The following is a 23,671-nucleotide window of genomic DNA, read 5'->3' on the forward strand; positions in this document are numbered from 1 at the left end:
GCCACAGGGCCGTGAAGCCGTGTGCGCGCCCCGGACGTACGGGACGGAAGGCATGCCGATCACCCGCCCCCGCCTTACGCTGTCGCCCATGGGCACGCCCGCCGCACCCGACCGCAGCCGCCCGAGCGTCCTCGTCGTCGAGGACGACGACACCATCGGACGCCACTTGGAAACCGGCCTGCGCGGCAACGGCTACACCCCCACCTGGAGCCGCACCGGAACCTCGGCCCTGACCGAAGCGGCTCGTAGGGCCTACGACGCCGTGCTCCTCGACCTCGGCCTGCCCGACCTCGACGGCCTGGACCTCGCCCGCACCCTCCGCACCCGCTTCCCCGACCTGCTGATCGTCATCCTCACCGCACGCACCGACGACATCGACGTCATCGCCGGCCTGGACGCGGGCGCGGACGACTACCTGGTCAAACCCTTCAGCCTCACCGTCCTGCTGGCCCGTCTCCGCGCCCACCTTCGCCGCCAGACGATCGCATCCCCGCCGCAACGCCCGCTACGGCTCGGTGACTTGACCGTCGACATGACGGCCCGCCGCTGCACCCTCCACGGCACCGACATCCCCCTGCGCCCGAAAGAGTTCGACCTGCTCGCCCTCCTGGGGCGACACCCCGGTGAAGCGGTTCCGCGCGAAGCCCTGATGGCACAGGTGTGGGACGAGAACTGGTTCGGCCCCACCAAGACCCTGGACGTCACCATGGCAGGACTGCGACGCCGCCTCACCCAGGCCGCCGAGGCATCCGCCCACCCCTGCCGACTGCCTCGGATCACCACGCTCCGAGGACACGGCTACCGCCTGGAGCGCGGCGCTTAGAGGGAGTATCCGACAGGGGTGCCTCTGCACCCCCCATGTCTAACCCTACACACTGTAGGGTTAGACATGGGAGTGCAGTGAGACCGGGCAAGGGAGCGGCCCGGACCAACAGGCCGCGGCGTGCTCGCCGTACGGGAAGGTCGTAACGCAATGGCGATGCCGCCTCAGGCCCGGATGCGGGGGCACGAGGTTCGGTGGACTCGAGTGCGTGCGGCTGTGGTGCTCGCGGTCGTGGTGGTGGCAGCGGTTGTCGCGGTGCGGCAGCGGTCCACGGTCGGGGCGGGGTTTGCCGGCTCGCAGGTGCCGACCGGGGCTGGCTGCTGGTGGCGGGCGTGTGCGCGGTGCTGACGTGGGCGTGTTCGGCACTCGCCCTGCAGGGGGCGGTGCGCGAGACGCTGCCCGCGGGGCGGCTGCTGGCGGGGCAGTTCGCGGCGTCGGCGGCCAATCACGTGCTGCCGTGCGGACTCGGGGCGGGCGCGGTGAATGTGCGACTGCTGCAACGGTGCGGGCTCTCCTTGCCCCGTGCGGCGTCGGCACTCGCGGTGCGGGCGGGCACGGGCGGTACGGCGCGCGGCGTCCTGCTGGGCGCAGCGGCCGTCTCCTGCCCGGGGGTGCTGAGCATGCCGGAGTCGGTGCCGTGGCTGCCGCTCGCCGGGGTCTGCGTAGCGGGCGCCGTGACCGTGCCGTTTCGGGGCCGGGTGCGGGGCGCGGCGGCCCGCGTGCTCGCCGACGTACGGACCGTGCATCAACTCCCGTGCAGGGCAGCTGCGTTGTGGGGTGGATCCCTGGCCTTCACCCTGCTCCACACCTCGGCGCTTGTCGCGCTCGCCCAGGGCCTGGACCTGGCGCTGCCCGTCGAGCGGGTGGCGCTCGCGTATCTCGCGGCGAGCAGTGCCGCGGTGCTATTGCCGACGCCCGGTGGCCTCGGTTCGCTGGACGCCGCGCTCGTCTTCGCGCTCGTGGCCGCCGGGCGCCCGGCGCGGCGGCCGGTGCGGCGGTGATCGGCTACCGGCTGCTCACGGCGTGGCTGCCGTTGGTGCCGGGCCTTGTGGTTCTGGGTGTGCTGGTGCGCCGCAGGGACGTGTGACCGCGCACCGCCGGATGGTGTGGCCCTGCGAGGGCGGTGGTGTCATCTCCTCGAACCGCGCTTCCTGCAACCGTGCTCGTGATCAATACACCTAGAGCGGGAGCGTACGGGCAAGGAGTTGAACGAAGTCGCCCGTGGCGTCGGCGGCGCCGATGGCCGGGAGCAGGCCGAGGGCGAGGACGGCGGCGGCCAGGGGCAACAGGCGCGGGGGCGGTGCGGCCTGGAGGGCGGCCACGCGGCGGGTGACGGCGCGGTCGGTGAAGTTGAGTGCGCGGACGGGGCTGGCGTGCACCGCGATGAGGGCGGCACGGGCCAGGGCGCGCGCGGCGGTGGTCCGGTTGCCGACGGCGGTGGCGGCGCGTTCGTCCGCCCAGCGTTCGATGAGGAAGACGACGGTCGTGCGGACGGGCGCAAGGAGGGGGTTGGCCGCGACAGCCATCGTGACGGCGGCCGAGACGAGTGCGTGCCGGTGCGTCAGGTGGGCGCGCTCGTGGGCCAGCAGGACGCGGCGCTCGGCGGGTTCGAGGGCGCCGAGCATGGCGGCAGTGACCAGGATCCGGCCGGGCGCCCCGGATCCGGCGGGGATGGCGAAGGCCCGGGGCACAGGGGAGGCGGCGACGATCAGCTCGGTGTCCTGCGGGTGGCCCTCGCACAGGCCGCGCAGGGTGCGGCGGGTGGCGCACTCGGCGCGCAGGGCGCGGCAGACCCGGTACGCGATCACGCCGAGGGCCAGGACGGCGGCGAAGGCGATGACTCCGGGGACGGGGTCGGGCAGGCTGCGGCCGTCCTCGTGCGCTTCGGCGGCCACGGGCGGAGCCTCGCTGACGAGGGTGCCTGCGAGCAGGACGAGCGCCCAGGTGGTGGCGGCCGCGGTGACGACCGCGGCGGCGGTGAGCACACGAGCCGCCAGGGCAGGGGCCACCCGCCTGCCGACGACCGGGCTGACGGCGGCGAGCAGCAGGGAGAGGACGAGCGGGGTGTAGACGTCGATCCTCATGGGCCGCTCCCACCGAGGAGGTCACGCAGCGCGCGCTCCTCCTCGACGCTCAGACCGGTGACGAACTGCTGGAGCGTGGCGATCGGGTCGGGGCCGCGGTCGAGTGCCTGGTGCATGGCATCGGCGGTCATCTCGGCGGCGTTCTTCACCGGTCGGTACGCCCCGCGCCGCCCCTCCGCGTCCCGCAGGACCAGGCCCTTGTCGTGCAGCCTCTTGAGGATGGTGTGGACCGTGTTGTACGCGAGGTCGCCGCCGATCCCGGTCTGGATCTCGGCGGGAGTGAGAGCCTTGTCGGTGGCCCACAGGGCGGCGAGCACTTCGCTCTCCAGCTCTCCGGAGTTGCGCCGTTCCGCTCTGCCCGATCCGCCTGGGGAGTTGCTGCCTGCCATGCCGTCACCTTACAGCGCGTAGGGTCAACGGGAAGTGGGGCTGCCGGATGCGCCGGACCGGGCCGCGGTGAGCCCGCCGGGCCCACCGAGCTCGGCGAACAGGGCCTCCCACTGTTCGCGGATGCGTCCGGGTGCGTAGCGCCTGGCGGCGAGGGCCGCCGACTCCCCCAGCTTCTCGCGCAGTTCGGGGTGTTCGATCAGGAGGGCCAGGGCTTCGGCGAGAGCCACGGCATTGCCGGGGGCGATCAGCAGTCCGTCCTGGCCGCCGGTGATGATCTCGCGGGGGCCTTGCGGACAGTCGAAGCTGACCGGCGGGACGCCGTGACTCATCGCCTCGGCCAGCACCATGCCGAATCCCTCGTGGCGGGAGGCGAGGGCGAAGAGGGAGGCCTTGGCGAGTTCGGCCTCCAGGTACGGCGTACTGCCCATGAGGTAGACGTGGTTGTACAGGTGCCGTTCGTGGATGAGGGTGCGCAGGCGGTCACGTTCGGGGCCGGATCCGTAGATGCGCAACTGCCAGTCGGGGTGGGCCCGGGCGACCCGGGCGAAGGCCTCGATGAGGGTGTCGAAGCCCTTGGCCTTGACCAGGCGTCCGGCGCTGACGACGAGCGGCCGGTCGAGGGACGAGCGTGCGGGGGTGGCATCCGGCAGTGGGTTGGGGATGCGCTCGATGCGGACCTGGGCGCCGGGCAGACGCGCGGCGTAAGTCTGCCGGTCGGCCTCGGTCAGCACCGTCAGCGCGTCGAGCCGGGGGTACCAGAGGTCGATCTGCTGGGTCAGGGCGGGCTTGTGGCGCTCGTAGTGCAGGTGTTCCTGTCCGATGCGGAGCACAGTGGGCGGGGCGAAGCGGGCGGAGAGGATGTTGAGGCCGGGGCGGGTCGTGATGAGGACGCCGTCGTTCAGGGAACGCAGGTAGCGGGTGATGCGGTGATCGGTGAGGCGGCTGAAGCGTGTGAACTTGACTTCCGCACGCGGGATCAGCTCGCTGGGGCGACGCCGCTGCCACGCCTCGACGTGACGCCGCCCCCAGGGGCCGGTGACGGTGGTGTCGGTGAGGGCGTGCAGGCGGATGCCGTGGTGGAGCGGGAAGGCCGGAGCGGCGCGGTGCCGGTGGACGCTGGCGATCTCCACCTCGTGCCCGGCGGCGGCCAGCGCGTTCGCCTGGTTGACGACCGTGCGGACGGTGCCACCGACCGCGTACGCGTTCAGGAGCAGGAAGCGGATCTTCACTGCGCCTCCCGGCGGCAGGCGATCGAGAGGTTGTCCTTGACCGTGTAGTACGGCTCCACCCAGACACCGGCGCTGAGCTGCGCCGGGTACACGAAGATCTTCTTCTTGCCGACGACGTCATCCAAGTGCCGCCCCAGGCGCAGGAGTCCGCCGCCCGGGCCGACGTCGAGGTAGAGGTCCCAGACCTGCTCCGACACATCGCAGGAAGCGCCCAGGAGCTCCAGAGGGATGCGCGCACCGAACCAACCATCGCCGCTGCCGCTGCCACCGTCCACGGGCAACCGCACCTCTCCGCCGCCCTCGCCCCGCACCTTCAGAACGAGCACGGCCCGCGCACCCCCTCCGCCCACCACGGCCAGACACAGCCGGATCTGCCCGTCGCGCGGCCAGACCTCCTCGACCTCCACGCCGTGCACCCCGTCGGCGCCCCGCTCTTCGCGCATGTCCGACCACCCCTTCACCTGGACCCTACAGCTCGTAGGGTGGAATGAACCCTACAACCTGTAGGGGTGGTGGGGGTAGAAATGACGAGGACCACGCACACCTCGCTCGTCGCCGTCGCGGCGGCCTTCGCAGTGACCCAACTGGTCCTGGTGCACCCGGAGATGGGGCTCGGCTGGGACGAGACGGTGTACGTCAGCCAGGTCAGCTCGCACGCCCCGGCCGCGTTCTTCAGCGCGCCGCGCGCCCGGGGCGTCCCCCTGCTCGTGGCGCCGGTGGCGGCCTGGTCGTCGTCCACCGCACTGCTGCGGGTCTATCTGACGCTCCTCGCGGGCATCGGTCTCTACGTCGCGCTGCGCTGCTGGCGGGGGCTGCTGCCCGTGCGGGTTCTCGCGCTGGCCGGGGCCCTGTTCGGATCGTTGTGGGTGACGGTGTTCTACGGGCCGCAGGCGATGCCCAACTACTGGGTGGCGACAGGGGCGTTGGCGGCCGTGGGCTGTTTCCTGCGCGCCCAGGGGGACCGCCACGACCGGGGGGCCGTCCGGGGCCTCGCGGCGAGCGCGGCACTGATGGCGCTGATGCGGCCCACCGACGCGGCCTGGGTGGCACTGCCGTTGTGCGCCGCGCTGATCGGCGTGCGTCGGTGGCGGCAGCCGCGGTTGCTGGGGGCGGTCCTCCTCGGGCTTGCTGCCGGGGCCGCCGAGTGGGTCGTCGAGGCGTACGTCCGCTACGGCGGACTCGGCGCGCGGCTTGCCGAGGGCGCCCGAATACAGGGCGGTCTGGGCCGGCACCTCGCCGTCGGGGATCAGCTGCGCAGCCTGGGCGGTCGGACGCTGTGCCGACCGTGCACCGGGGCGATGCCGGACGCGGCCGTGACCGCATGGTGGTTCGCGCTGCCGGTGCTCGCGGCGGCGGGCCTGGTGGTCGCGGTGCGGGCGGGCCGAGCGGCGGGCACGCTGCTGGCCCTGGCCTGCGCGGTGTCAGCGGCCGTCCCGTACCTCTTCCTGATCGGCTACGCGGCGCCGCGCTTCCTGCTGCCCGCCTACGCGCTCCTCGCGATCCCGGCCGCCGACACCCTCACTCGTCTCGTCACCGCACCCAAGGGCCGGTGGCGGGCAGCGGCCACCACGCTGGTGGCAGCCGTACTCGCGGGTCACCTGGTCGTGCAGTACGCGGTGCTGGAGCACACCGTGCACCGCTCCACCGCGGCCCACCGCGACTACGCCCGAGCCGCCGCCGAGCTGCACCGCCTCGGCGTACGACCGCCCTGCCTGCTCACCGGCCGCCAGGCCATCCCCATCGCCTTCTACGCCGGGTGCGCCTCCGCCCACATCCACGGCCACAACGCCAACACCACCGCAACACGCATCATCGGGGCAGCCCGGCGGATACGGGTCGCCGCCCTGGAACCGCCCAAGAGCTCCCCACCGCCATACGCTCACGCCTGGCGCCCCTATTACCTGGAGGATCTGAGGGGGCACGACGACTATCGCGCCTACCTCGCTCCGGTACCGGACCGGACCACGTGAAGAACGGCCTCGGATGTCGAGAACGTGTCACCGGCTCCGTCCCAGGGGCATCAGCGGCCACCACCGGCCGCACCAGGAAGAATGAAGCAGAAGGAGAAACCAGCATGGCGATTCAGCGGATGGACAACGTCGGCATCGTCGTCGAGGACATGGACGCCGCCATCGCGTTCTTCGTGGAGCTCGGTATGGAGCTGGAGGGCAGGGCGGAGGTCGCGGGGCTCGTCGCCGACCAGTGCACCGGACTCGACGGCGTGCACTGCGACATCGCGATGGTCCGGACCCCTGACGGTCACAGTCGGCTCGAACTGTCGAAGTACCGCAGCCCCGCGGCGATCAGTGCCGGGCAGCCCAACCCGCCGCACAACATTCTGGGCACGCACCGCGTCATGTTCGCCGTCGACGACATCAAGGACACCGTGGCCCGTCTGCGCCCGCACGGCGCCGAGCTCCTCGGCGAGATCGCCCGGTTCGAGGACAGCTATCTGCTCTGCTACGTCCGCGGCCCGGAGGGCATCATCGTCGGCCTCGCCGAGCAACTGAACTGAGACACCCGCACCTGCACGCAGACGGTCAGTTCGGCGGGCCGTCCCGACGGGCTCACGTCATGGCGACGAGGATGCGGCGGTCGCCGGTGAACGGTTCGCGGCCGTGGGCCATCAGAAGGTTGTTGACGAGCATGATGTCGCCCGGCCGCCAGGGGATGACGAGGGAGGCGCGGTCGTAGGCGGCTCTGATCGCGGCGAGGTCGTCCTCGGGGATCGGGCTGCCGTCGGCGAGGTGCGCGTTGCGGGGCAGGCCGTGGTCTCCGTAGGTCTCGAGGAGCACCTCCCGCAGGTCGGGTTCCAGGCTGGAGAGGTGGAACAAGTGCGCCTGGTTGAACCAGACTTCGGTTCCGGTGGCCGGTTCGGTGATCGTCGCGGGCCGGTGGTGGCGGGTGTGCAGGACGTCCCCGTCCCAGGAGAACGCGTGGCCGTGGGCACGGCAGTGCCGCTCGACTTCGGCGCGGTCCTCGGTCTGGTACGCCTCCTGCCAGCTCAGGCCCATCTCGGCGCGGAACGTACGGGTGTAGAGGACGCCTTCGGCGAACCGGTTCCGGACGTCCGCCGGAATGAGGTCGAGCACGGTGCGGCTGTCCGCGATGGGGGTGGCGCCGCCCGTTCCGGGCGCTGTGTGGCAGAAGAAGTACACCGTCGTCGGCCAAGCCGCCGAGTAGGAACTCTCGTTGTGCAGCGGGATCGACTCGTCGGCCGGATATTCGGTCGAGGTGTAGATGTTTCCCTTGACCTCGCTGCGCGGCGTGGACCGCTCGGTGTAGGTCAGGAGCTCGCCGCCGACGGCGCGCACGACGTCGTCGAAGGCGCCGATGTCGACGGGCAGGCCGCGGAGCAGGATCAGTCCGTCGGTGCGCAGCCGGTCGCGCAGCGCCTCGCCGTGCGCCTGTGCCCAGCCGACGCCCGCGTCCCCCGCAGGTCCCAGGTCGTATGCAGCCCCGGCGGTGTGGCCGTTGTCCCGGGGCTGCGGCGTGATGCCGCCCAGCGGTTCGAGCGTGAGGGGCATGGTCACTTGGGCACTCCTTCCCCGGTGCGGGCGGCGGTGCGGCCGGGGTGGGCCGCGAGGATGCGCCGCACGGTGCGTTCGCGCAGGACGGTGGTGAGTTCGAGGCGCAGCCCGGTCCTGCGGGCGCGGGCGACGAGCTTGAGTGCGGTGATGCTGGTGCCGCCCGACGCCAGGAAGTCGGCCTCCGCTCCGATCTCCGGGATGCCGAGGGTCTCCGCGACGAGACCGCAGAGCAGTTCCTCGGCCTCGGACAGGGCGCTCGCTCCGGTCCGGTGCGGATGCGTCCGGTGCGGGTCCGGGGGCGGTTCGGGCAGTGCGCTCCGGTCGAGCTTGCCGTTGGGGGTGAGGGGCAGTTCGGGGATCGGCACGAACACCCCCGGAAGCATGTACTCCGGAAGCGCACCGGCCGCGTGACGCCGGAGTGCCACCGGGTCGACGGGGTGGCCGGGGCGCGGCACGAGGTAGGCGACGAGTCGGCGGGCGTCCGCGTCGCCCCGGGCCACGACGACGCAGTCCCTGACGGTGGGGTGGGCCGAAAGCACCGCCTCGACCTCGCCGGGTTCGATCCGGTAGCCGAAGACCTTGAGCTGCTCGTCGATGCGTCCCCGGTACTCCAGTGCGCCGTCCGGGCGCTCCCGGACCAGGTCGCCCGTGCGGTACATGCGCGAGCCGTCGTCGGCGAAGGGGTCGGGGACGAACCGCTCGTCGGTCAGGTCGGGGCGGCCGAGGTAGCCGCGGGCGAGCTGGTCGCCCGCGAGGTGGAGCTCGCCCTGCTCGCCGGTGGGGACCGGCTTCAGGTTCGCGTCGAGGACGTACAGGCGTGTTCCCCGGTTCGCGCGGCCGATGGGGACGGCGGTGGGGACATCCGTGGAGGCGGCTGTGGGGTCGGCCGCCGGTGTCAGGCCGTCTCCGGGACGTATGACGTGGGTGCAGCAGCCGACGGTGGCCTCGGTGGGTCCGTACTCGTTGACGACCGTGACGCCGGGGTGCGCGGCACGCCAACGTACGAGAGCGGCGTCGGTCAGCGCCTCGCCGCCGATCACGAGCTGGTCGGTGGGCAGGCAGGATTCCGGGAGCAGGTCCAGCATGCCCAGGTGGGACGGGGTGACTTTCAGGAAGGTGGGCCGTGCCGTGGCGGGCGGCGGCTCCTCGCCGGACGCGATGCGCCTGAGGTCGAGGACGTGGATCGCGCCGCCGCACACGAGCGGACCCCACAGGGTGGTCACCGCCATGTCGAACGACACGGAGGAGTGCAGCACCGTCCGCCCGGACAGGCCGCTGTAGTGCGTGCGGGCATGGGCGAGGTAGGCGCTCAGCGCCCCGTGCTCGACCAGCACACCTTTGGGCGTACCGCTGGACCCGGATGTGTAGATGACGTACGCCGGGTCGTCGGGGCGCATCGGGGGCGTCGGCGGAAGGGACTCGGCGTTCGGTGCGGCCATGGCGTCGGCGAGGGTGAGGGTCCGGCCGTCGGCGGCCCGCGCCGCGATCACGAGGGTGGCGCCGGAGTCGTCGAGGATGTGCCGGACGCGGTCGTCCGGATCGTCGGCGGCGACGGGTACGTAACCCGCTCCCGTCAGCATGACCGCGACGAGGGCCGCGACCAGTTCGGGGCCGCGCTCCAGCCGTACGGCCACCAGTGTGCCGGGACCGGCGCCCCTGTCGGCCAGCGACCGGGCGATGCGCGTGGCCCGCGACGCGAGCTCGCGGTAGCTCCACACGGTGTCGCCCCGGACCACGGCGTCCGCGTCGGGCGTCGTGTGGACCTGGGTGAGGAAGGCGTCGCGCAGAAGTCGGTTCATTGGTCCGCCCCGTGTCCGTACAGGAGCGGGCCCACCGTCGCGGCGACGTCGCGGGAGTTCAGCAGGTCCGCGCGGGCGACGTCGAAGCCGCGCTCGGAGTCGGTGAAGTCCGCTCCGCGGTGCTCGCGGGAGGTGATCGACGTGGCGCCGCGCCACGCGGGAGTCGGGGGCACGTCGAGGGCCGCCGTCAGGTAGGCCAGGTAGGAGTGCAGGACGGCGGCGAGTTCGTCGCCGAGCTCCGCGTCCACTTCGAGGCGCTGGCACAGCAGTTTGCAGCCCTTGCGGTAGAGGGCGGCGTACTGCTCGGCGACCGGGACCAGGGCGTCGGGCGCGTGCGCCTGCTGGATCTCCTCCATCTCTGCCAGCATGCCGGTGCGCTCCTCGTCGGTGAGCACGTCCATGCCCTCGACCAGGCCGCGGAAGTCGCGGGTGAGCGTGGCGACGCCCGGCGCGCCGGGATTGAACAGCACGACCGTCGGCCGGTCGCCCTGCCGCTCGGCCAGGCCGTCGGCAAGGGCCGAGGCGAAGACGCTCCCGGCGCAGTAGCCGACGACGGCACCGACCCGCCGCTCCCCGAACACCGCCGACAGCCCCTCGGCCCACCAGCGCAGATGACCGGCGCCGGTGGCCGCCGACCAGTCGCCGTCCACGGTCGGCGGAACCGCGTGCCAGACCTCAGGAGCGTCCGGGAGCAGTTCGCACAGATGACGGAAGGTGGCCTCCTGACGGCCCGTTCCGTAGAAGTCGACGGCGAGCACGACGTCGGTTCCGGCTCCGGCTCCGGCGTGGATGCGGGACCAGCTCGCCTCGTTGTTCAACACGATCGGTTCACTCCTCCGCTGCGGGATGGGTGGGGGCGGGCACCAGCGTGCGGCGGCGCAGCACGGTCACGGCGACGATCGCCGCGGAGACGAGGAAGGCGGCCGTGACGGTGAGGGCGGGCCCACGGAAACCGAGCAGGACACCGGCGACGGCGCTGCCCGCGGCATAGCCCCCGTTGTTGGCCGTGGAAACCCAGGTGTTGGCCTCGGTCGGAGCAGCCTTCGACGCGGCCACCAGGTCGTTGACCAGCAGGTAGGCGGTCGTGAACAGCGGCGCGAGGCTCAGCCCCACCACGAACACGAACGCACCCGCCCGGACGGGGCTTTCGATCACGCACAGCGGGAGCACCGTCAGCGTGAACACCACGACCAGCACCACGAACCGGTCGGTCGGGGAACTGCGCCACCTGATGCGGCCGTAGGCGAGGCCGCCGATGGCGCTGCCCGCCGAAAGCAGCGCCAGCAGGACGCCGCCCGCGCCCGGCGAACCGGCCTGATCCGCGAGGAACGGCAGCGCGATCTGGAGCGCCCCCACGACCACGCCGACCCCGCCGAAGGCCAGCACGATCGTCCGGATTCCCGGCAGCGCGAGGGGGCGCCCCCGGACGTGCTCCTCGTCGGACGCGTCCGGGCCGGGGTCGCCGGTGGCGGCGGACAGCACGAAGCAGACGGTGCCGAGCGCGATCAGCGCCATGACCGTGATCATCGCCGCCAGCGGCGCGGCGACCGCGATCAGGCCGCCTGCCACCAACGGGCCCACGGTGAACACCACTTCCTCGGTGACCGAGTCGAGGGCGTAGGCGGTGTGCAGCAGGGGTTGCCGTCGGCGGAGGATCTTCGCCCAGAGGACGCGCATCGTCGGCCCGAGGGGCGGTGCGAACGCTCCGGCGAGCGCGGCGGCGACGAGCAGCACCGGGGTGGCCGCGCCCGCCTCGGCCAGGCTGATCAGCACCGTAAGGCCCGACAGGTAGAGGCCGGTGAGCCAGGCGAGCCCGAACCGGGAGCCCTTGCGGTCGATCAGCCTCGCGCGGGCGGGGGCGAACAGCGTCAGGGTGGCCGACAGCGCTCCGGAGGCGAGACCGGCGACGGCGAACGAGCCGGTCGCCTCGCGGATCAGCAGAAGCAGCGCCAACGGCAGGACGGCGAAGGACATGCGTGCCAGGCAGCTGCCGAGGAACGGCCAGCGTGCCTCGCGCACGGCCAGCACCGCACGGTAGGTGGGACGGGTGTCGAGGCTTTCGCTCATGTCACCCACGAGGTCAGGTCCGAGGCGATCCGTCGCACCACATCGGTCCTGGCGGTCTCCACGAAGTAGTGGTCGCCGGGCAGGACGACGATCTCGAAGGTGTCCTCGGTGCAGCGCCGCCAGTTCAGGGCGGTGGGCCAGTCGGTCCCTTCGTCGTCGGCTCCGATGTAGACCTTCAGCGGACACGCGAGGGCGGTCGGCTCCGGCCGGTGGTAGCGGTCACCGGCCGCGATGTCGGCGATCAGGGTGGGCAGCACGGCCTCCATCAGGTCGTCGTCCAAGAGTGCGTCGTCCCAGGGACGTTCCCTCCGCAAGGTCGCGGCAAGCTCCGCCTCGGACTGCGGTCCGGACTCGCCGGGGTGTACGTGCGGAGGGCGGGCGCCGGTGGCGATGAGCAGGTCCGGGGCCCGGCCTTCGGTCTGGAGACGCAGGGCGGTTTCGTACGCGAGGAGCGCGCCCATGCTGTGGCCGAGGAGGACGGTGGGGACGTCGGCCGTCGGCAACGCGGCGCAGAGCTGTTCGGCCGTCTCCTCCAGCGTGGGCAGCGGCGGTTCGGCGAAGCGGTCGCCGCGGCCGGGCAGGTGCGCGGTGAGGACCTCCGTGCCGGGCGGCAGTGCGGAGGGCCAGTCCTTGAAGATCGCGCCGGTTCCTCCGGCGTACGGGAGACAGCACAGCCGGACGCGGGGGCTGCCGTCGCAGACCCCGCTGAACCAGGTGTTGAGGCGTTCGGGTCGGAGCATCGAGGACTCCTACACCAGCAGGGAGGTGGCCGACTGGCGGACGGCCCGGGACCGGCGGAGGTCGCGGGTGATGTTGACGCGTTTCAGCCAGCGGTCCCGGCCGTCGTAGGCGGCGGCGAACGGCTTGCGTCCGTGCACGGCCTGGTAGTTGTCGACCAGGAGGAGGCTGCAGGGGTCCAGGACGATCTGGTGCAGGCCCGCCTCGATGAGGGCGGTGATGTTGTCGTAGGCACGCCGGGCGGCGGCGTCACCGGCCGCCGGACTCATGTAGGCGGGGTCGATGCGCAGATAGGGGTCGTCGGGGGCGCCGAACAGCACCGCGACCCGCTCGGGGTCGCCGTCCATCGCGGCGATCGCCTCGAAGCGTTCGGCGGGCTGCCCGCCGCCGTTGTTCTGCTGCGGGGTGTGCGAGGTGTCGGGGCGGATCAGATACCGCGGTTCGAAGAGCGCCGCCCGGTCCTCGCCGTCGAGCAGGGACAGGTCGGGCCAGCCCAGTGTGGTGGCCACGTGCTGGTGGTTGCGCAGACAGAGCAGCCCGACGTAGTCGCAGCGCAGGGGGTGGAAGGCGTCCTCGGTGTGCCAGAGCAGCTCGGTCTCGCTGCTGGAGCCCATCTGCTCGGTCTCCTCGCCGGGGATGGGCAGGACGTCGTGGACGAGCTGTCCGTTCTGCTGGGTGGCCCAGCCGAAGGGCTCACCGAGCAGGGACGCGTGCAGGAGGAGCAGGAGCTCCTGGTCCAGCGTCCGCTCGGGCTCCGGCGCGGGTCGGGCGGACGGGGTGGCCCCGATCCGCTCGTCGTCGATCCGGAAGCCGGTGACGACCAGGGCTCGCGGGCTGTCGAAGAGCCGCATGGCGTTCAGTTCGGAGCGGATGCGGACGGGCAGCCGTTGCGCGGTGAGACAGACCTGGTGGAGGAGTTCCATGGTGGACCCGACCGGCACCCGGCGCACTTCGCCCACCAGCCGGTCGACGGCGACGTTCTCCTCCTCGGTGAGCTCAACGGTGCGGAGCTGGTGGTCAGTCATGAATCTCCTCGTCGAGTGCCGCCGCCAGCGAGGCGACGGTCTGCTTGCGCAGCAGCTGCCGGACGGTCAGGTGGACGCCCCCGCGTCGGCACCGGGCAACGGCTCGGGTGGCGAGGAGGGAGTCCCCGCCCAGCGTGAAGAAGTTGTCGTGCACGCCGACCTCCTGGAGGCCGAGGACCTGGGCCCATGCTTCGGCCACGGTCCGTTCCGTGGCGGTCCGGGGCGGCACCACGGCGCGCGCCGCCGACCGTGGGTCCCGGCGCTCGGCCACGAACTCCGGCAGCGCACCGCGGTCGAGCTTCCCGTGCGGCGTGCGCGGCAGCGCGTCCACCTCGATGATCTTCGCGGGCATCAAGTGGGCGGGCAGCCGGTCGGCGAGCCAGGAGCGCACTCCGTCGGCCACGGCGGAGTCCTGCTCCGTGGCGCGCCGGTGCCGGGTCGGCGTGCTGGTGAGGCGGGCGGTCGGCAGTGGGGCGGGCACCGGGACCTCCGGCCGGGCGGACGAGCCGGTCTCGGCATCCCGCCTGACCAAGAAGGCGTCCATCGCGCCGCGGGAGTCCGCGGCGGCCCAACTGACCGTCACTCGGTAGGGGGTGGTCTCCGCCAGCGCCCACAAGGCCTCCGGGTCGACGGCCGCCGTCGGGAGGGAACCGTCGAGCAGTTGGTTGTCGGAGGTCAGGCGGTCATTGGGGATTCCGCGTACGAGCAGGGCGGTGGGCTGTCGGCTGTCCAGGAGGCCGGACAACGATTGCAGGTCGTGGATGCGGTGCTGGTCATGGACGCGGCCCCCGTCGTGACCGTACTCGTACTCGTACTCGTACTCGTGCGTCTGAGCCTCGCCGCGAGTCCGCTCCCCCCACGTGGCGACCTCCGGTTTCAGGGCGGCAGGTCGGTCGCCCATGTGCAGCACGACGTCGTACCGGTACAGGCTCATCTCGTTGCGGAACCGCCCTCTGCGGGGCAGGATCTCGACGCCGCTGATGCGGGGCGAACGTGCTGCGAGCGCGGTGAAGTACGCCGGGGAGATCAGCAGTTCGCTGTCGCGCTCGGCTAGTTCGTCGGCGGCACGCCGCACCTCCTCGTCGGAGGCTCCGGGCCCGGCGTTGGCGAGGGCCTGCCGAGCGTAGAACTGGGGGGCCAGTGCGAGGTTGCGCACGTCGCCGATGAAGACCCGGCCCTGATCGGCCGTGGCGTCGACGGCGCGCTCCAGCACGGTGTCGAGGTAGCCGCGGTCGGGGAAGTACTGGACGACCGAGTTGATGACGACGAGGTCGGCCGCCTCGGCGGCGATGCCGGTGAAGTCGGTCGCTTCGCGGTGGTGCAGCCGCACCTGCTCCGGGGGGAGGCGGCGCAGCCCGGCACGGAGCCACTCCACGACGGGACGTGAGAAGTCGGTGCCGGTGTACTCGGCGACGTGGGGCAGCAGCCGCCACAGCAGCAGTCCCGTTCCGCAGCCGACCTCCAGGACCCGGCCGACCTGCCGGTCCAGCAGCCGTTCGACCGTGGTGTCGACCCATTCCGCCATGTGTTCCGCGGGAATCGGCTCACCGGTGAGGCTGTCGTTCCAGCCCTTGATGTTGAAGGTCAGTTCGCCGTCGGCCGCGTCGAGGTGCGTCTCCTCGAAGACGGTGTTCCAGTCCTCGACCTGGGCACGGTCGTCGTCCACGGCGTCGGTGGGCGCGCCGTCGGGGTTGCGGGCGACCAGTGCCAGCAGGCGGGGGCTCTCGTCGTCGGCGCTTACGGTGACGGCGGCTTCCTTGATGGCGGGGTGATGCGTGAGTACGGTCTCGATCTCACCGGGCTCGATGCGATAGCCGCGCAACTTGATCTGGTGGTCGACCCGGCCGATGTACTCGATGGTCCCGTCGGGACGCCACCGGCCCCGGTCGCCCGTCCGATACAGGCGGCTGCCGGGCGAATCACCGTACGGATCGGCGACGAAACGCTGCGCCGTCAGATCGGGACGCCCGTGATAGCCACGCGCCAGACCCGCTCCGCCCAGATAGATCTCCCCCGCGACACCGATCGGGACCGGCCTCATCCGCTCGTCAAGAACACGGACACACACATTGGGCAGAGGCGTCCCGATCACCGGCACCTCACCGGCTACCGACACCTCCTGACACGTGGCATCCACCGTCGCCTCGGTCGGACCGTACAGATTGAAACAACGCGTACGAATCTGCTCGCGAAGCACCCTCCAGAGCGCCGGGGACACCGCCTCACCGCCGACCAGAACCGTTCCCGGCACCTGCTCGCCCTCGAACAGCCCCGCCTCGATCAGCATGGTCAGGTGGGACGGGGTGACGTTGAGGACGTCGATCTCATCGCGTTGGAGCAGCTTCACCAGCGCTTCGGGATCGCGGCGCACATCGTCGGGAACGACGTGCAGCGTATGACCGGCCACCATCCACAGCAGCTGTTCGAGAGACGGGTCGAACGTCATGGCGGTGGTGTGCGCGACGGCCAGTCGGCGGTCGTCGTCTTCCCTGATGCGTCGGACGTGGTGCAGGAGGTGGTGGAGGGAGCGGTGCTGAACGGTGACGCCCTTGGGCGTGCCGGTGGAGCCGGAGGTGTAGATGATGTACGCGGCCTGATCAGGGCCGACCGCGACGCTCGACGGCAGCTCACCGGTCCCCGGCTCATTGGGGTCGAGGTGGACACGGCTCGGGCTCTCGGGCAGCACAGTGGTGATCACCACCGGAGCCGCCGTGTCGTCCAGCACGTATGCGAGCCGCTCGCTCGGCCACTCCGGATCCAGCGGTACGTAGACCCCGCCCGCCCGCAACACGGCAAGCAGCGCGACCACGCTCTCCACAGAACGCGGCAGACACACCCCGACCGGCACCTCCGCACCGACACCCGCATCCCGCAGCCGCCGCGCCAACACCGCCGTACGCGCATCCAACTCGGCGAACGTCAGCATGCTCTCCCCGCACACCACCGCCGACGCATCCGGTGTCGCCCTCACCTGCTCGGCGAGCACCGCCGGGATCGTCTCCGCGCCGGTCGCCTCTGCTGCCGTTGCTCCGTCGTGTCGCCCGAACTCGTCCAGCAGGCGCAGGCGCTCGGGCTCATCGGCGAGAGGAAGGTCGTCGAGGGCGAGATCGGGGTCCCGCACTGCCCCGGCGAGGAGGTTCAGGTAGTGGTCGACCAGCGCTTCCATCCGCGACCGGTCGTAGACGTCGGGGCAGTAGGTCAGTACGCCGCGCTTTCCCGCCCGGCCGTCGATGATGTCGAGGGACAGATCGAATCTGCTGGTCACACCGCCGAAGCCGAGTGATTCGCAGTCGGTGCCGTGCAGTACGAGCTTTTCGTCGGGAGCGTCGAGGAGTTGGAAGGTGACCTGGACCAGCGGGTTGTGCCCCAGATCCCGCTCGGGCGCCAGCGCCTCCACCAACATCTCGAACGGCAGATCCTGATGCGCAAAAGCCCCCAACGAAGCCTCACGCACCCGATCCAACAACCCCCGAAACGACAAACCCCCCTCACACCGCACCCGCACCGGCAACGTATTGACGAAGAAACCGATCAACGGCTCCACCTCAGCACGCGTCCGACCCGCCGCAGGCACCCCCACCACCACATCGTCATCACCGCAATATCGCGACAACAACACCTCAAACCCACCCAACAACGCCATGAACAAGGTCACCCCCTGCCCACGACCCACCCCCTCCAGACCCGCAACCAACTCCTCCGGCAAACCAAACTCCACCACCGCCCCACGCTGCGACTGCACCACCGGACGCGGACGATCCACCGGCAACCGCAACACCGACGGCGCCCCCTCCAACACCCCCCGCCAATACGCCAAATGACCCTCCAAAACCCCACCACTCATCCACGCCCGCTGCCACACCGCGAAATCGGCATACTGCAGGTCGATCGCCGACAGGTCGGCGGGGACGCCGGTGGCGGTTTCGCGGTAGAGCCTGCCCAGCTCGTCGATCAGCACCTCGACCGACCAGCCGTCGGAGACGATGTGGTGCATCGTGACGACCAGCACGTGATCGTCGTCCGCCAGCCGCCCCACCACCACGCGCAGCAGGGCGCCGTCCGACAGCCGGAAGGGCCTCTTCGCCTCGGCCGCCACCCAGTCGGGCACTTGGTCCTCGGTCACATCGATGCGCGCCACGTCGGCTGCGCGCAGCGCGGCCGGGTCGTCGGAGGGCGTGATGATCTGGAACGGGATGCCGTCGCTCTCGCCGAAGGCGGTACGCAGCGTTTCGTGCCGCCCGACCAACAACATCAGCGCCCGCTCCAACGCCTCCACGTCCAAGGCACCACGCACCCGAAACGCATCACACATGTTGTAGAACGCACTGTCCGGCACCAACTGATCCAAAAACCACAACCGCTGCTGCGCAAAAGACAACGGCAACGGCGACGGCCCACCACGCTCCACCGGCTCCAACGCCACATCCCCGCGCCCATGCCCCGGGCCACCCGCCTGCCCCGCCCGCACGAACCCCGCAAGCTCCCCGATCGTCGGAGCGTCGAACAGCACCCGCAACGGGATCTCGACATCCAGCAGCTTCCGCACCCGCGAGACCACCTGGATCGCCAGCAGCGAGTGCCCGCCGAGTTCGAAGAACTCGTCGTGGATGCCCACGCGGTCCAGGCCGAGCACCGAGCACCAGACCTGCGCCAGCGTCTGTTCCACCACATCACGCGGTCCCACGAACAGCACAGGCAGGTCCGGCCTGCCCACCTCCGGCACGGGCAGCTCGCGCCGGTCCAGCTTCCCGTTCGACGTCAGGGGCAGCGCCTCCATCACCACCACCGCGGACGGCACCATGTACTCGGGCAGCCGCCCCTGCACGAACCGACGGACGTCGGTCGTGTCGATCCGGTCGCCGGTTCGGAGCGTGACGTAGGCGACGAGCCGCGCGTGCTCGTCGTCGATGACGGCGGCTTCCTTGATGGCGGGGTGATGGGTGAGTACGGTCTCGATCTCACCGGGCTCGATGCGATAGCCGCGCAACTTGATCTGATGGTCGACCCGGCCGATGTACTCGATGGTCCCGTCGGGACACCACCGGCCCCGGTCGCCCGTCCGATACAGGCGGCTGCCGGGCGAATCACCGTACGGATCGGCGACGAAACGCTGCGCCGTCAGACCGGGACGCCCGTGATAGCCACGCGCCAACCCCAGACCGCCCAGATAGATCTCCCCCGCCACACCGATCGGCGCAGGCCTCATCCGCTCGTCAAGAACACGGACACACACACCGGGCAGAGGCGTCCCGATCACCGGCACCTCACCGGCAGCGGCCACCTCCTGACACGTGGCATCCACCGTCGCCTCGGTCGGACCGTACAGATTGAAACAACGCGTACGAGTCTGCTCGCGAAGGGCCTGCCAGAGCGCCGGGGACACCGCCTCACCGCCCACCATCACCATGCCCGGCGCCCACTCCCCCTCGAACAGCCCGGCATCGGTAAGGTGTTCGAGTTGTGAGGCGGTCGTGTCGATGACGTCGATGTGATGGTCGTTGACGAAGCCGACCAGGGCCGTGGGATCACGGCGCACGTCGTCGGAGACGATGTGCAGCTCGTGTCCGGCGAGCATCCAGCTCAACTGCTCCATGGAGGCGTCGAAGGTGAAGGACGCGGTGAGCGTGGCGCGGAGCCGCCTGGCTTCAAGGCCTTCGAAGGAGCGGTCGTGGCCGAGGAAGGTGGCCTGCAAGGCGCTGGTGAGGTGGTGGAGGGAGCCGTGCTGGACGGTGACGCCCTTGGGCGTGCCGGTGGAGCCGGAGGTGTAGATGATGTACGCGGCCTGGTCAGGGCTGACCGCGACGCTCGACGGCGGCTCACCGGTCCCCGGCTCATTGGGGTCGAGGCGAATGCGGCCCGGGCTCTCGGGCAGCACAGTGGTGATCACCACCGGAGCCGCCGTGTCGTCCAGCACGTATGCGAGCCGCTCGCTCGGCCATTCCGGATCCAGCGGTACGTAAACTCCGCCCGCCCGCATCACAGCCAGCAGCGCCACCACGCTCTCCACGGAACGCGGCAAACACACCCCGACCGGCACCTCCGCACCGACACCCGCATCCCGCAACCGCCGCGCCAACACCGCCGTACGCGCATCCAACTCGGCGAACGTCAACGCGCTCTCCCCGCACACCACCGCCGACGCATCGGGCGTCTTCCGTACGTGTTCGGCGAACATCTCGGGGACGGTCGCGGGAGCTGCGGGCGCCGCGTCGCGTTGCCCGAAGTCCGTGAGCAGCCGCCGTTGTTCGTCGGCACCGGCCAGGGACACCTCGCTGAGAGGCAGGTCGGGGTCGCGGACGACCTCGCCCAGGAGATTCAGGTAGTGGTCGACCAGCACGTCCATCCGCGAGCGGTCGAAGACATCGGGGCAGTAGTTCACGATGCCGAAGTACGAGCCGTCGTCCCTGCGCTTGATGTCCATGGAGAGGTCGAACTGCGAGACGGATTCCTTGATGGGGTACCGCTCGACCTGCGCGCCGGGCATGCGCGGCTTCGGTGCGGGAGCGTCGAGGAGTTGGAAGGTGACCTGGACCAGCGGGTTGTGCCCCAGATCCCGCTCCGGAGCCAACGCCTCCACCAACATCTCAAACGGCAGATCCTGATGCGCAAAAGCCCCCAACGAACCCTCACGCACCCAATCCAACAACCCCCGAAACGACAAACCCCCCTCACACCGCACCCGCACCGGCAACGTATTGACGAAAAAGCCGATCAACGGCTCCACCTCAGCACGCGTCCGACCCGCCGCAGGCACCCCCACCACCACATCGTCATCACCGCAATAACGCGACAACAACACCTCAAACCCACCCAACAACACCATGAACAAGGTCACCCCCTGCCCACGACCCACCCCCTCCAGACCAACAACCAACTCCTCCGGCAAACCAAACTCCACCACCGCCCCACGCTGCGACTGCACCACCGGACGCGGACGATCCACCGGCAACCGCAACACCGACGGCGCCCCCTCCAACACCCCCCGCCAATACGCCAAATGACCCTCCAAAACCCCACCACTCATCCACGCCCGCTGCCACACCGCAAAATCGGCATACTGGATCAAGAGTGGTTCGGAGTGGTCCGCCTCAGCCCCGCCCCCGTGGACCGTGCGCTCGTACAGATCCCCCAACTCGTCGATCAGTACGTCCATGGACCAGCCGTCGGAGATGACGTGGTGCATCGTGACGACCAGCACGTGATCGCCGTCCGCCAGTTGCGCCACCACCACCCGCAGCAGGACTCCGTCCGACAGCCGGAAGGGAATCTGTGCCTCGGCCGCGACCAGTCGGCGTGCCGACTCCTCACGTTCCTCAGGCGGCAGCAGGGTGAGGTCGACGCGCGAGACGCGGGCTGCGCGCAGCGCGTCGGGGCGGGTGGGGTCCGCGATGATCTGGAACGGGACGCCGTCGCTCTCGCCGAAGGCGGTACGCAACGTTTCGTGCCGCGCAACCAACAACATCAGCGCCCGCTCCAACGCCTCCACGTCCAAGGCACCACGCACCCGAAACGCATCACACATGTTGTAGAACGCACTGTCCGGCACCAACTGATCCAAAAACCACAACCGCTGCTGCGCAAAAGACAACGGCAACGGCCCACCACGCCCCACCGGCTCCAACGCCACATCCCCGCGCCCCAGCCCCGGCCCACGCGCCTGCCCCGCCCGCACGAACGCCGCAAGCTCTTCGATGGTCGGAGCGTCGAACAACGCCTTCAACGGAAGCTCCACGTTCAGCAGCTTCCGCACCCGCGCCACGACTTTGACCGCCAGCAGCGAGCGGCCGCCCAGGTCGAAGAAGCGGTCGCGGATGCCCACTCGGTCCAGATCGAGGACCGAGCACCACACCTGCGCCAGCACCTGTTCCACCACATCGCGCGGTTCCACGAACGGGACCGCTCGACTCGACGTGTCGTCCGATTCCAGAACAATGCGGTTTCCCGACACGAGGGGAAGGATCAGCTCCAGGAATTCCGCTCCAGCGGGAATCGAGCGGGATTCATCGATGTAATTAGCCAGCTCTGAGTAGGAAATAGTTTCCGCTTCAGAGAATCCACCCGGCCAGGCGCGGGTCACATAGGCGATGTCAGCCGGATCCGGTTCCTCCCGTGCAGGCACGGTATCCGTCGGCGCGCATGACAATGCGGCCGATGCGTCGCCGTCAAGAATGCAGGTATGCCCGGCGATCGTGGCTCCGGGATCGGTGGCACGGCTGGCGATGACGATGTCGGGGCCGACGTCGGCGATGATCCGGCGGGCTCGCTCGACCGGGACGTCCGGGTCCACCGGGAGGCAGGTCGCACCGACCTTGAGCACCGCGCACAGCGCGGCGACGAGGTCGTAGCCCCGGGGCAGGACCACGGCCACCAGGGCTTTCGGGCCTGCGCCGCAGGTGGCGAGGAGGTCGGCGATGCGGTCCGCACGGCGGTTCAATTCGCCGTGGCCGACCTCCGTCGGGGCTCCGGTCCCGGTGTCGTCGTGGCGGATCGCGCACTGTTCCGGCGCGTTCGCGGCGAGTCGTTCCAGCCTGCGCGCCATCAGATGTCGGCCTGTGGGTCCAGCGCCTTCCGCAACCACGGTCCCCCCTTGCGCCACCGGGATCCACACTGGCGACGACGGTCATCCGAGCGAAGCGGAGTGCATAAACACCACCCGCCAAGAATGACGCTCCGTCAATACCTCCTCAATGGAGCCGGATAACTTCGTTTCGGCTCAGCCTGGATCATTTCCGCAGCCATGCTCTCGACCGGCTGACACCGATGTCAATAGGTAGTTTCGAGGTTCAATCAGAAGAACTGTTCTTGGCCGGGCTGACCTGGGGTTCTCGCTATTGATTGACCGCCGGCGGAGCCGATCCGTGCCGAACGGGCCCAAATGCCACCCGCGCACGAACCGGCTCAGCCCAGCCGACGCACTGCCTCGTCGAGCGCCCGGCGCACCAGGAGCGCGTCCGGCGCGACGGCGGTGACCAGGACACCGGGGCCCGCGAGCGGGGTGAGTGCGGCCCACTCCCCCAGGAGCGCGGGCTGCGGTGCGGAGTCTTCGAACTCCGGTCGTACGACGACGAGTTGCCCGATCGCGCGATGCCCTGCCAGGACCGCGGGGCCGTCCCAGCCGCCGGGTGCCCCGGGGCCGCAGGCCAGTTCCTGGTCCAGGAGGAGACGGCCCGCGCGGCGCACGGTGAGGCGGCTGGTGAGGCGGCCCGGTTCCTCGCCCGTGCGGCCGAGCACCTGCTCCTCGCGCAGCACCAGGCGGGCCCCGGCCGCCAGCTCCGCGCGGGTGGTGACGCACAGATCGCTGCCGCGCACCGAGATCAGCTGCTCGGGCAGCCAGCGCAGTTCGGCGCCGTCGGCGACGGTGAGGCGTACGTCGTAGCGCGCCGCCGACTCGGTCTGGCCCGGCAGCGCGATGGTGGCCGCCGCCGAGTCCATGTGCAGCGACGCCCCCTGCCGGACGGCGGCCTCGACGGCGAGGTGGTCGCCGCCGAGGGGGCCGCTCATCGCCCCGACGAGCGTGACGCGCGCCGTGGGGCCGGTGGAGCGGGTGCGGCGCAGCGCGAGCGGGCCCTCTCCGTCGAGTACCGGCAGGGCGATGCCGCCGCGGCCGTCGGGGCGTGCCTCGACGCGGGCGGTGGCACGGACGCCCGCGCCACCGGTCCGTACGGCGCGAGCGTCGGTGTCCGCGGCCCGTGTGTCGCCGGTTCGCACCTCACCGACCGTGTCCGTGGCCACCCGCGACGCAAGGTCTGCCGTCACTCCGACGCGGTCCACGCCGCGTACTGCGCACGCACCCACGCGGCGACCGGTCCGACGCCCTCGGTGGAGCGCAGCGACTGGAAGGCGACGGGGAGTTCGGCGCGCTGCGCCTTCGCGTCGGCGGCCATCCGGGCCAGGTCGGAGCCGACGTGCGGGGCGAGGTCGGTCTTGTTCACGACGAGCAGGTCCGCCGTGGAGACGCCGGGGCCGCCCTTGCGCGGGATGTCGTC

Annotated in this window: 17 protein-coding genes; 4 read left to right on the forward strand and 13 right to left on the reverse strand. The window is 70.9% G+C overall.

Going from position 1 to position 23,671, the window contains the following annotated elements:
* The first annotated feature begins 88 nt into the window (after nucleotides 1-88).
* Nucleotides 89-823, forward strand: a complete 735-nt coding sequence (locus tag ABZV77_RS39800) for a response regulator transcription factor (RefSeq protein ID WP_356267769.1) — start codon at nucleotides 89-91, stop codon at nucleotides 821-823.
* Between the two features lie 332 nt (nucleotides 824-1,155).
* A complete protein-coding gene (locus ABZV77_RS39805) occupies nucleotides 1,156-1,824 on the forward strand; it encodes a lysylphosphatidylglycerol synthase domain-containing protein (RefSeq protein WP_356267771.1) in 669 nt (222 codons plus the stop codon).
* 177 nt (nucleotides 1,825-2,001) lie between these two features.
* Here ABZV77_RS39805 and ABZV77_RS39810 read toward each other — a convergent pair whose 3' ends face one another.
* Genes ABZV77_RS39810 through ABZV77_RS39825 form a run of 4 tightly spaced genes read right to left on the reverse strand, consistent with a single transcriptional unit; the run spans nucleotide 2,002 to nucleotide 4,969 of the window.
* The gene (locus ABZV77_RS39810) at nucleotides 2,002-2,907 is read right to left on the reverse strand and encodes a M48 family metalloprotease (RefSeq protein WP_356267773.1); all 906 of its coding nucleotides are present in this window, start codon (nucleotides 2,905-2,907) and stop codon (nucleotides 2,002-2,004) included.
* Nucleotides 2,904-3,296, reverse strand: coding sequence for a BlaI/MecI/CopY family transcriptional regulator (locus tag ABZV77_RS39815; protein ID WP_356267775.1), 393 nt, complete (start codon nucleotides 3,294-3,296; stop codon nucleotides 2,904-2,906). Before ABZV77_RS39815 ends, ABZV77_RS39810 begins: the two co-directional genes overlap by 4 nt.
* Before the next feature lie 24 nt (nucleotides 3,297-3,320).
* Nucleotides 3,321-4,526 carry a glycosyltransferase family 4 protein gene (locus ABZV77_RS39820; RefSeq protein ID WP_356267777.1) on the reverse strand — a complete coding sequence of 402 codons (1,206 nt, stop codon included), beginning with the start codon at nucleotides 4,524-4,526 and terminating at the stop codon, nucleotides 3,321-3,323.
* Nucleotides 4,523-4,969 carry a hypothetical protein gene (locus ABZV77_RS39825; RefSeq protein ID WP_356267779.1) on the reverse strand — a complete coding sequence of 149 codons (447 nt, stop codon included), beginning with the start codon at nucleotides 4,967-4,969 and terminating at the stop codon, nucleotides 4,523-4,525. The genes ABZV77_RS39820 and ABZV77_RS39825 overlap by 4 nt, the downstream gene beginning before the upstream one ends.
* An 81-nt stretch (nucleotides 4,970-5,050) precedes the next feature.
* Here ABZV77_RS39825 and ABZV77_RS39830 point away from each other — a divergent pair, with 81 nt between their 5' ends.
* Together ABZV77_RS39830 and ABZV77_RS39835 are read left to right on the forward strand one after the other, a co-directional pair.
* Nucleotides 5,051-6,496, forward strand: a complete 1,446-nt coding sequence (locus ABZV77_RS39830; RefSeq protein ID WP_356267781.1) for a hypothetical protein — start codon at nucleotides 5,051-5,053, stop codon at nucleotides 6,494-6,496.
* A gap of 104 nt (nucleotides 6,497-6,600) precedes the next feature.
* Nucleotides 6,601-7,041: a VOC family protein gene (locus tag ABZV77_RS39835; RefSeq protein WP_356267783.1), complete on the forward strand. Its 441-nt coding sequence runs from the start codon at nucleotides 6,601-6,603 to the stop codon at nucleotides 7,039-7,041.
* 52 nt (nucleotides 7,042-7,093) lie between these two features.
* Here ABZV77_RS39835 and ABZV77_RS39840 read toward each other — a convergent pair whose 3' ends face one another.
* The 9 genes from ABZV77_RS39840 to ABZV77_RS39880 all read right to left on the reverse strand — a co-directional run.
* On the reverse strand, nucleotides 7,094-8,053 hold the full coding sequence (locus ABZV77_RS39840) for a TauD/TfdA family dioxygenase (RefSeq protein ID WP_356267814.1): 960 nt from the start codon (nucleotides 8,051-8,053) through the stop codon (nucleotides 7,094-7,096).
* A 2-nt stretch (nucleotides 8,054-8,055) separates the two neighbouring features.
* The gene (locus ABZV77_RS39845) at nucleotides 8,056-9,855 is read right to left on the reverse strand and encodes a non-ribosomal peptide synthetase (RefSeq protein WP_356267784.1); all 1,800 of its coding nucleotides are present in this window, start codon (nucleotides 9,853-9,855) and stop codon (nucleotides 8,056-8,058) included.
* The gene (locus ABZV77_RS39850; protein WP_356267786.1) at nucleotides 9,852-10,676 is read right to left on the reverse strand and encodes a hypothetical protein; all 825 of its coding nucleotides are present in this window, start codon (nucleotides 10,674-10,676) and stop codon (nucleotides 9,852-9,854) included. Before ABZV77_RS39850 ends, ABZV77_RS39845 begins: the two co-directional genes overlap by 4 nt.
* 7 nt (nucleotides 10,677-10,683) lie before the next feature.
* Entirely contained in the window at nucleotides 10,684-11,922 is a 1,239-nt protein-coding gene (locus ABZV77_RS39855) for an MFS transporter (protein ID WP_356267788.1), read from the reverse strand.
* The gene (locus ABZV77_RS39860) at nucleotides 11,919-12,662 is read right to left on the reverse strand and encodes an alpha/beta fold hydrolase (protein ID WP_356267790.1); all 744 of its coding nucleotides are present in this window, start codon (nucleotides 12,660-12,662) and stop codon (nucleotides 11,919-11,921) included. The genes ABZV77_RS39855 and ABZV77_RS39860 overlap by 4 nt, the downstream gene beginning before the upstream one ends.
* Nucleotides 12,663-12,671: 9 nt before the next feature.
* Nucleotides 12,672-13,685, reverse strand: coding sequence for a guanitoxin biosynthesis L-enduracididine beta-hydroxylase GntD (gene gntD / locus ABZV77_RS39865; RefSeq protein WP_356267792.1), 1,014 nt, complete (start codon nucleotides 13,683-13,685; stop codon nucleotides 12,672-12,674).
* The gene (locus ABZV77_RS39870; RefSeq protein ID WP_356267794.1) at nucleotides 13,678-22,224 is read right to left on the reverse strand and encodes an amino acid adenylation domain-containing protein; all 8,547 of its coding nucleotides are present in this window, start codon (nucleotides 22,222-22,224) and stop codon (nucleotides 13,678-13,680) included. Before ABZV77_RS39870 ends, gntD begins: the two co-directional genes overlap by 8 nt.
* A 359-nt stretch (nucleotides 22,225-22,583) precedes the next feature.
* Nucleotides 22,584-23,279, reverse strand: coding sequence for an urease accessory protein UreD (locus tag ABZV77_RS39875; protein ID WP_356267815.1), 696 nt, complete (start codon nucleotides 23,277-23,279; stop codon nucleotides 22,584-22,586).
* 158 nt (nucleotides 23,280-23,437) lie between these two features.
* Nucleotides 23,438-23,671 (reverse strand): GTP-binding protein (locus ABZV77_RS39880; protein ID WP_356267795.1); only part of this gene is annotated, 234 nt, incomplete at its 5' end.

It is taken from the genome of Streptomyces sp. NPDC004732 (assembly GCF_040609235.1).
GTDB lineage: Bacteria > Actinomycetota > Actinomycetes > Streptomycetales > Streptomycetaceae > Streptomyces.

Excerpts from the sequence above, each read along its gene's own strand:
- ABZV77_RS39855 (WP_356267788.1), bottom strand. The coding sequence starts at position 11,922 with ATGAGCGAAAGCCTCGACACCCGTCCCACCTACCGTGCGGTGCTGGCC.
- ABZV77_RS39845 (WP_356267784.1), bottom strand. The coding sequence starts at position 9,855 with ATGAACCGACTTCTGCGCGACGCCTTCCTCACCCAGGTCCACACGACG.
- ABZV77_RS39810 (WP_356267773.1), bottom strand. The coding sequence starts at position 2,907 with ATGAGGATCGACGTCTACACCCCGCTCGTCCTCTCCCTGCTGCTCGCC.
- ABZV77_RS39815 (WP_356267775.1), bottom strand. The coding sequence starts at position 3,296 with ATGGCAGGCAGCAACTCCCCAGGCGGATCGGGCAGAGCGGAACGGCGC.
- ABZV77_RS39870 (WP_356267794.1), bottom strand. The coding sequence starts at position 22,224 with ATGGCGCGCAGGCTGGAACGACTCGCCGCGAACGCGCCGGAACAGTGC.
- ABZV77_RS39860 (WP_356267790.1), bottom strand. The coding sequence starts at position 12,662 with ATGCTCCGACCCGAACGCCTCAACACCTGGTTCAGCGGGGTCTGCGAC.
- ABZV77_RS39840 (WP_356267814.1), bottom strand. The coding sequence starts at position 8,053 with ATGCCCCTCACGCTCGAACCGCTGGGCGGCATCACGCCGCAGCCCCGG.
- gntD (WP_356267792.1), bottom strand. The coding sequence starts at position 13,685 with ATGACTGACCACCAGCTCCGCACCGTTGAGCTCACCGAGGAGGAGAAC.
- ABZV77_RS39800 (WP_356267769.1), top strand. The coding sequence starts at position 89 with ATGGGCACGCCCGCCGCACCCGACCGCAGCCGCCCGAGCGTCCTCGTC.
- ABZV77_RS39830 (WP_356267781.1), top strand. The coding sequence starts at position 5,051 with ATGACGAGGACCACGCACACCTCGCTCGTCGCCGTCGCGGCGGCCTTC.
- ABZV77_RS39825 (WP_356267779.1), bottom strand. The coding sequence starts at position 4,969 with ATGCGCGAAGAGCGGGGCGCCGACGGGGTGCACGGCGTGGAGGTCGAG.
- ABZV77_RS39835 (WP_356267783.1), top strand. The coding sequence starts at position 6,601 with ATGGCGATTCAGCGGATGGACAACGTCGGCATCGTCGTCGAGGACATG.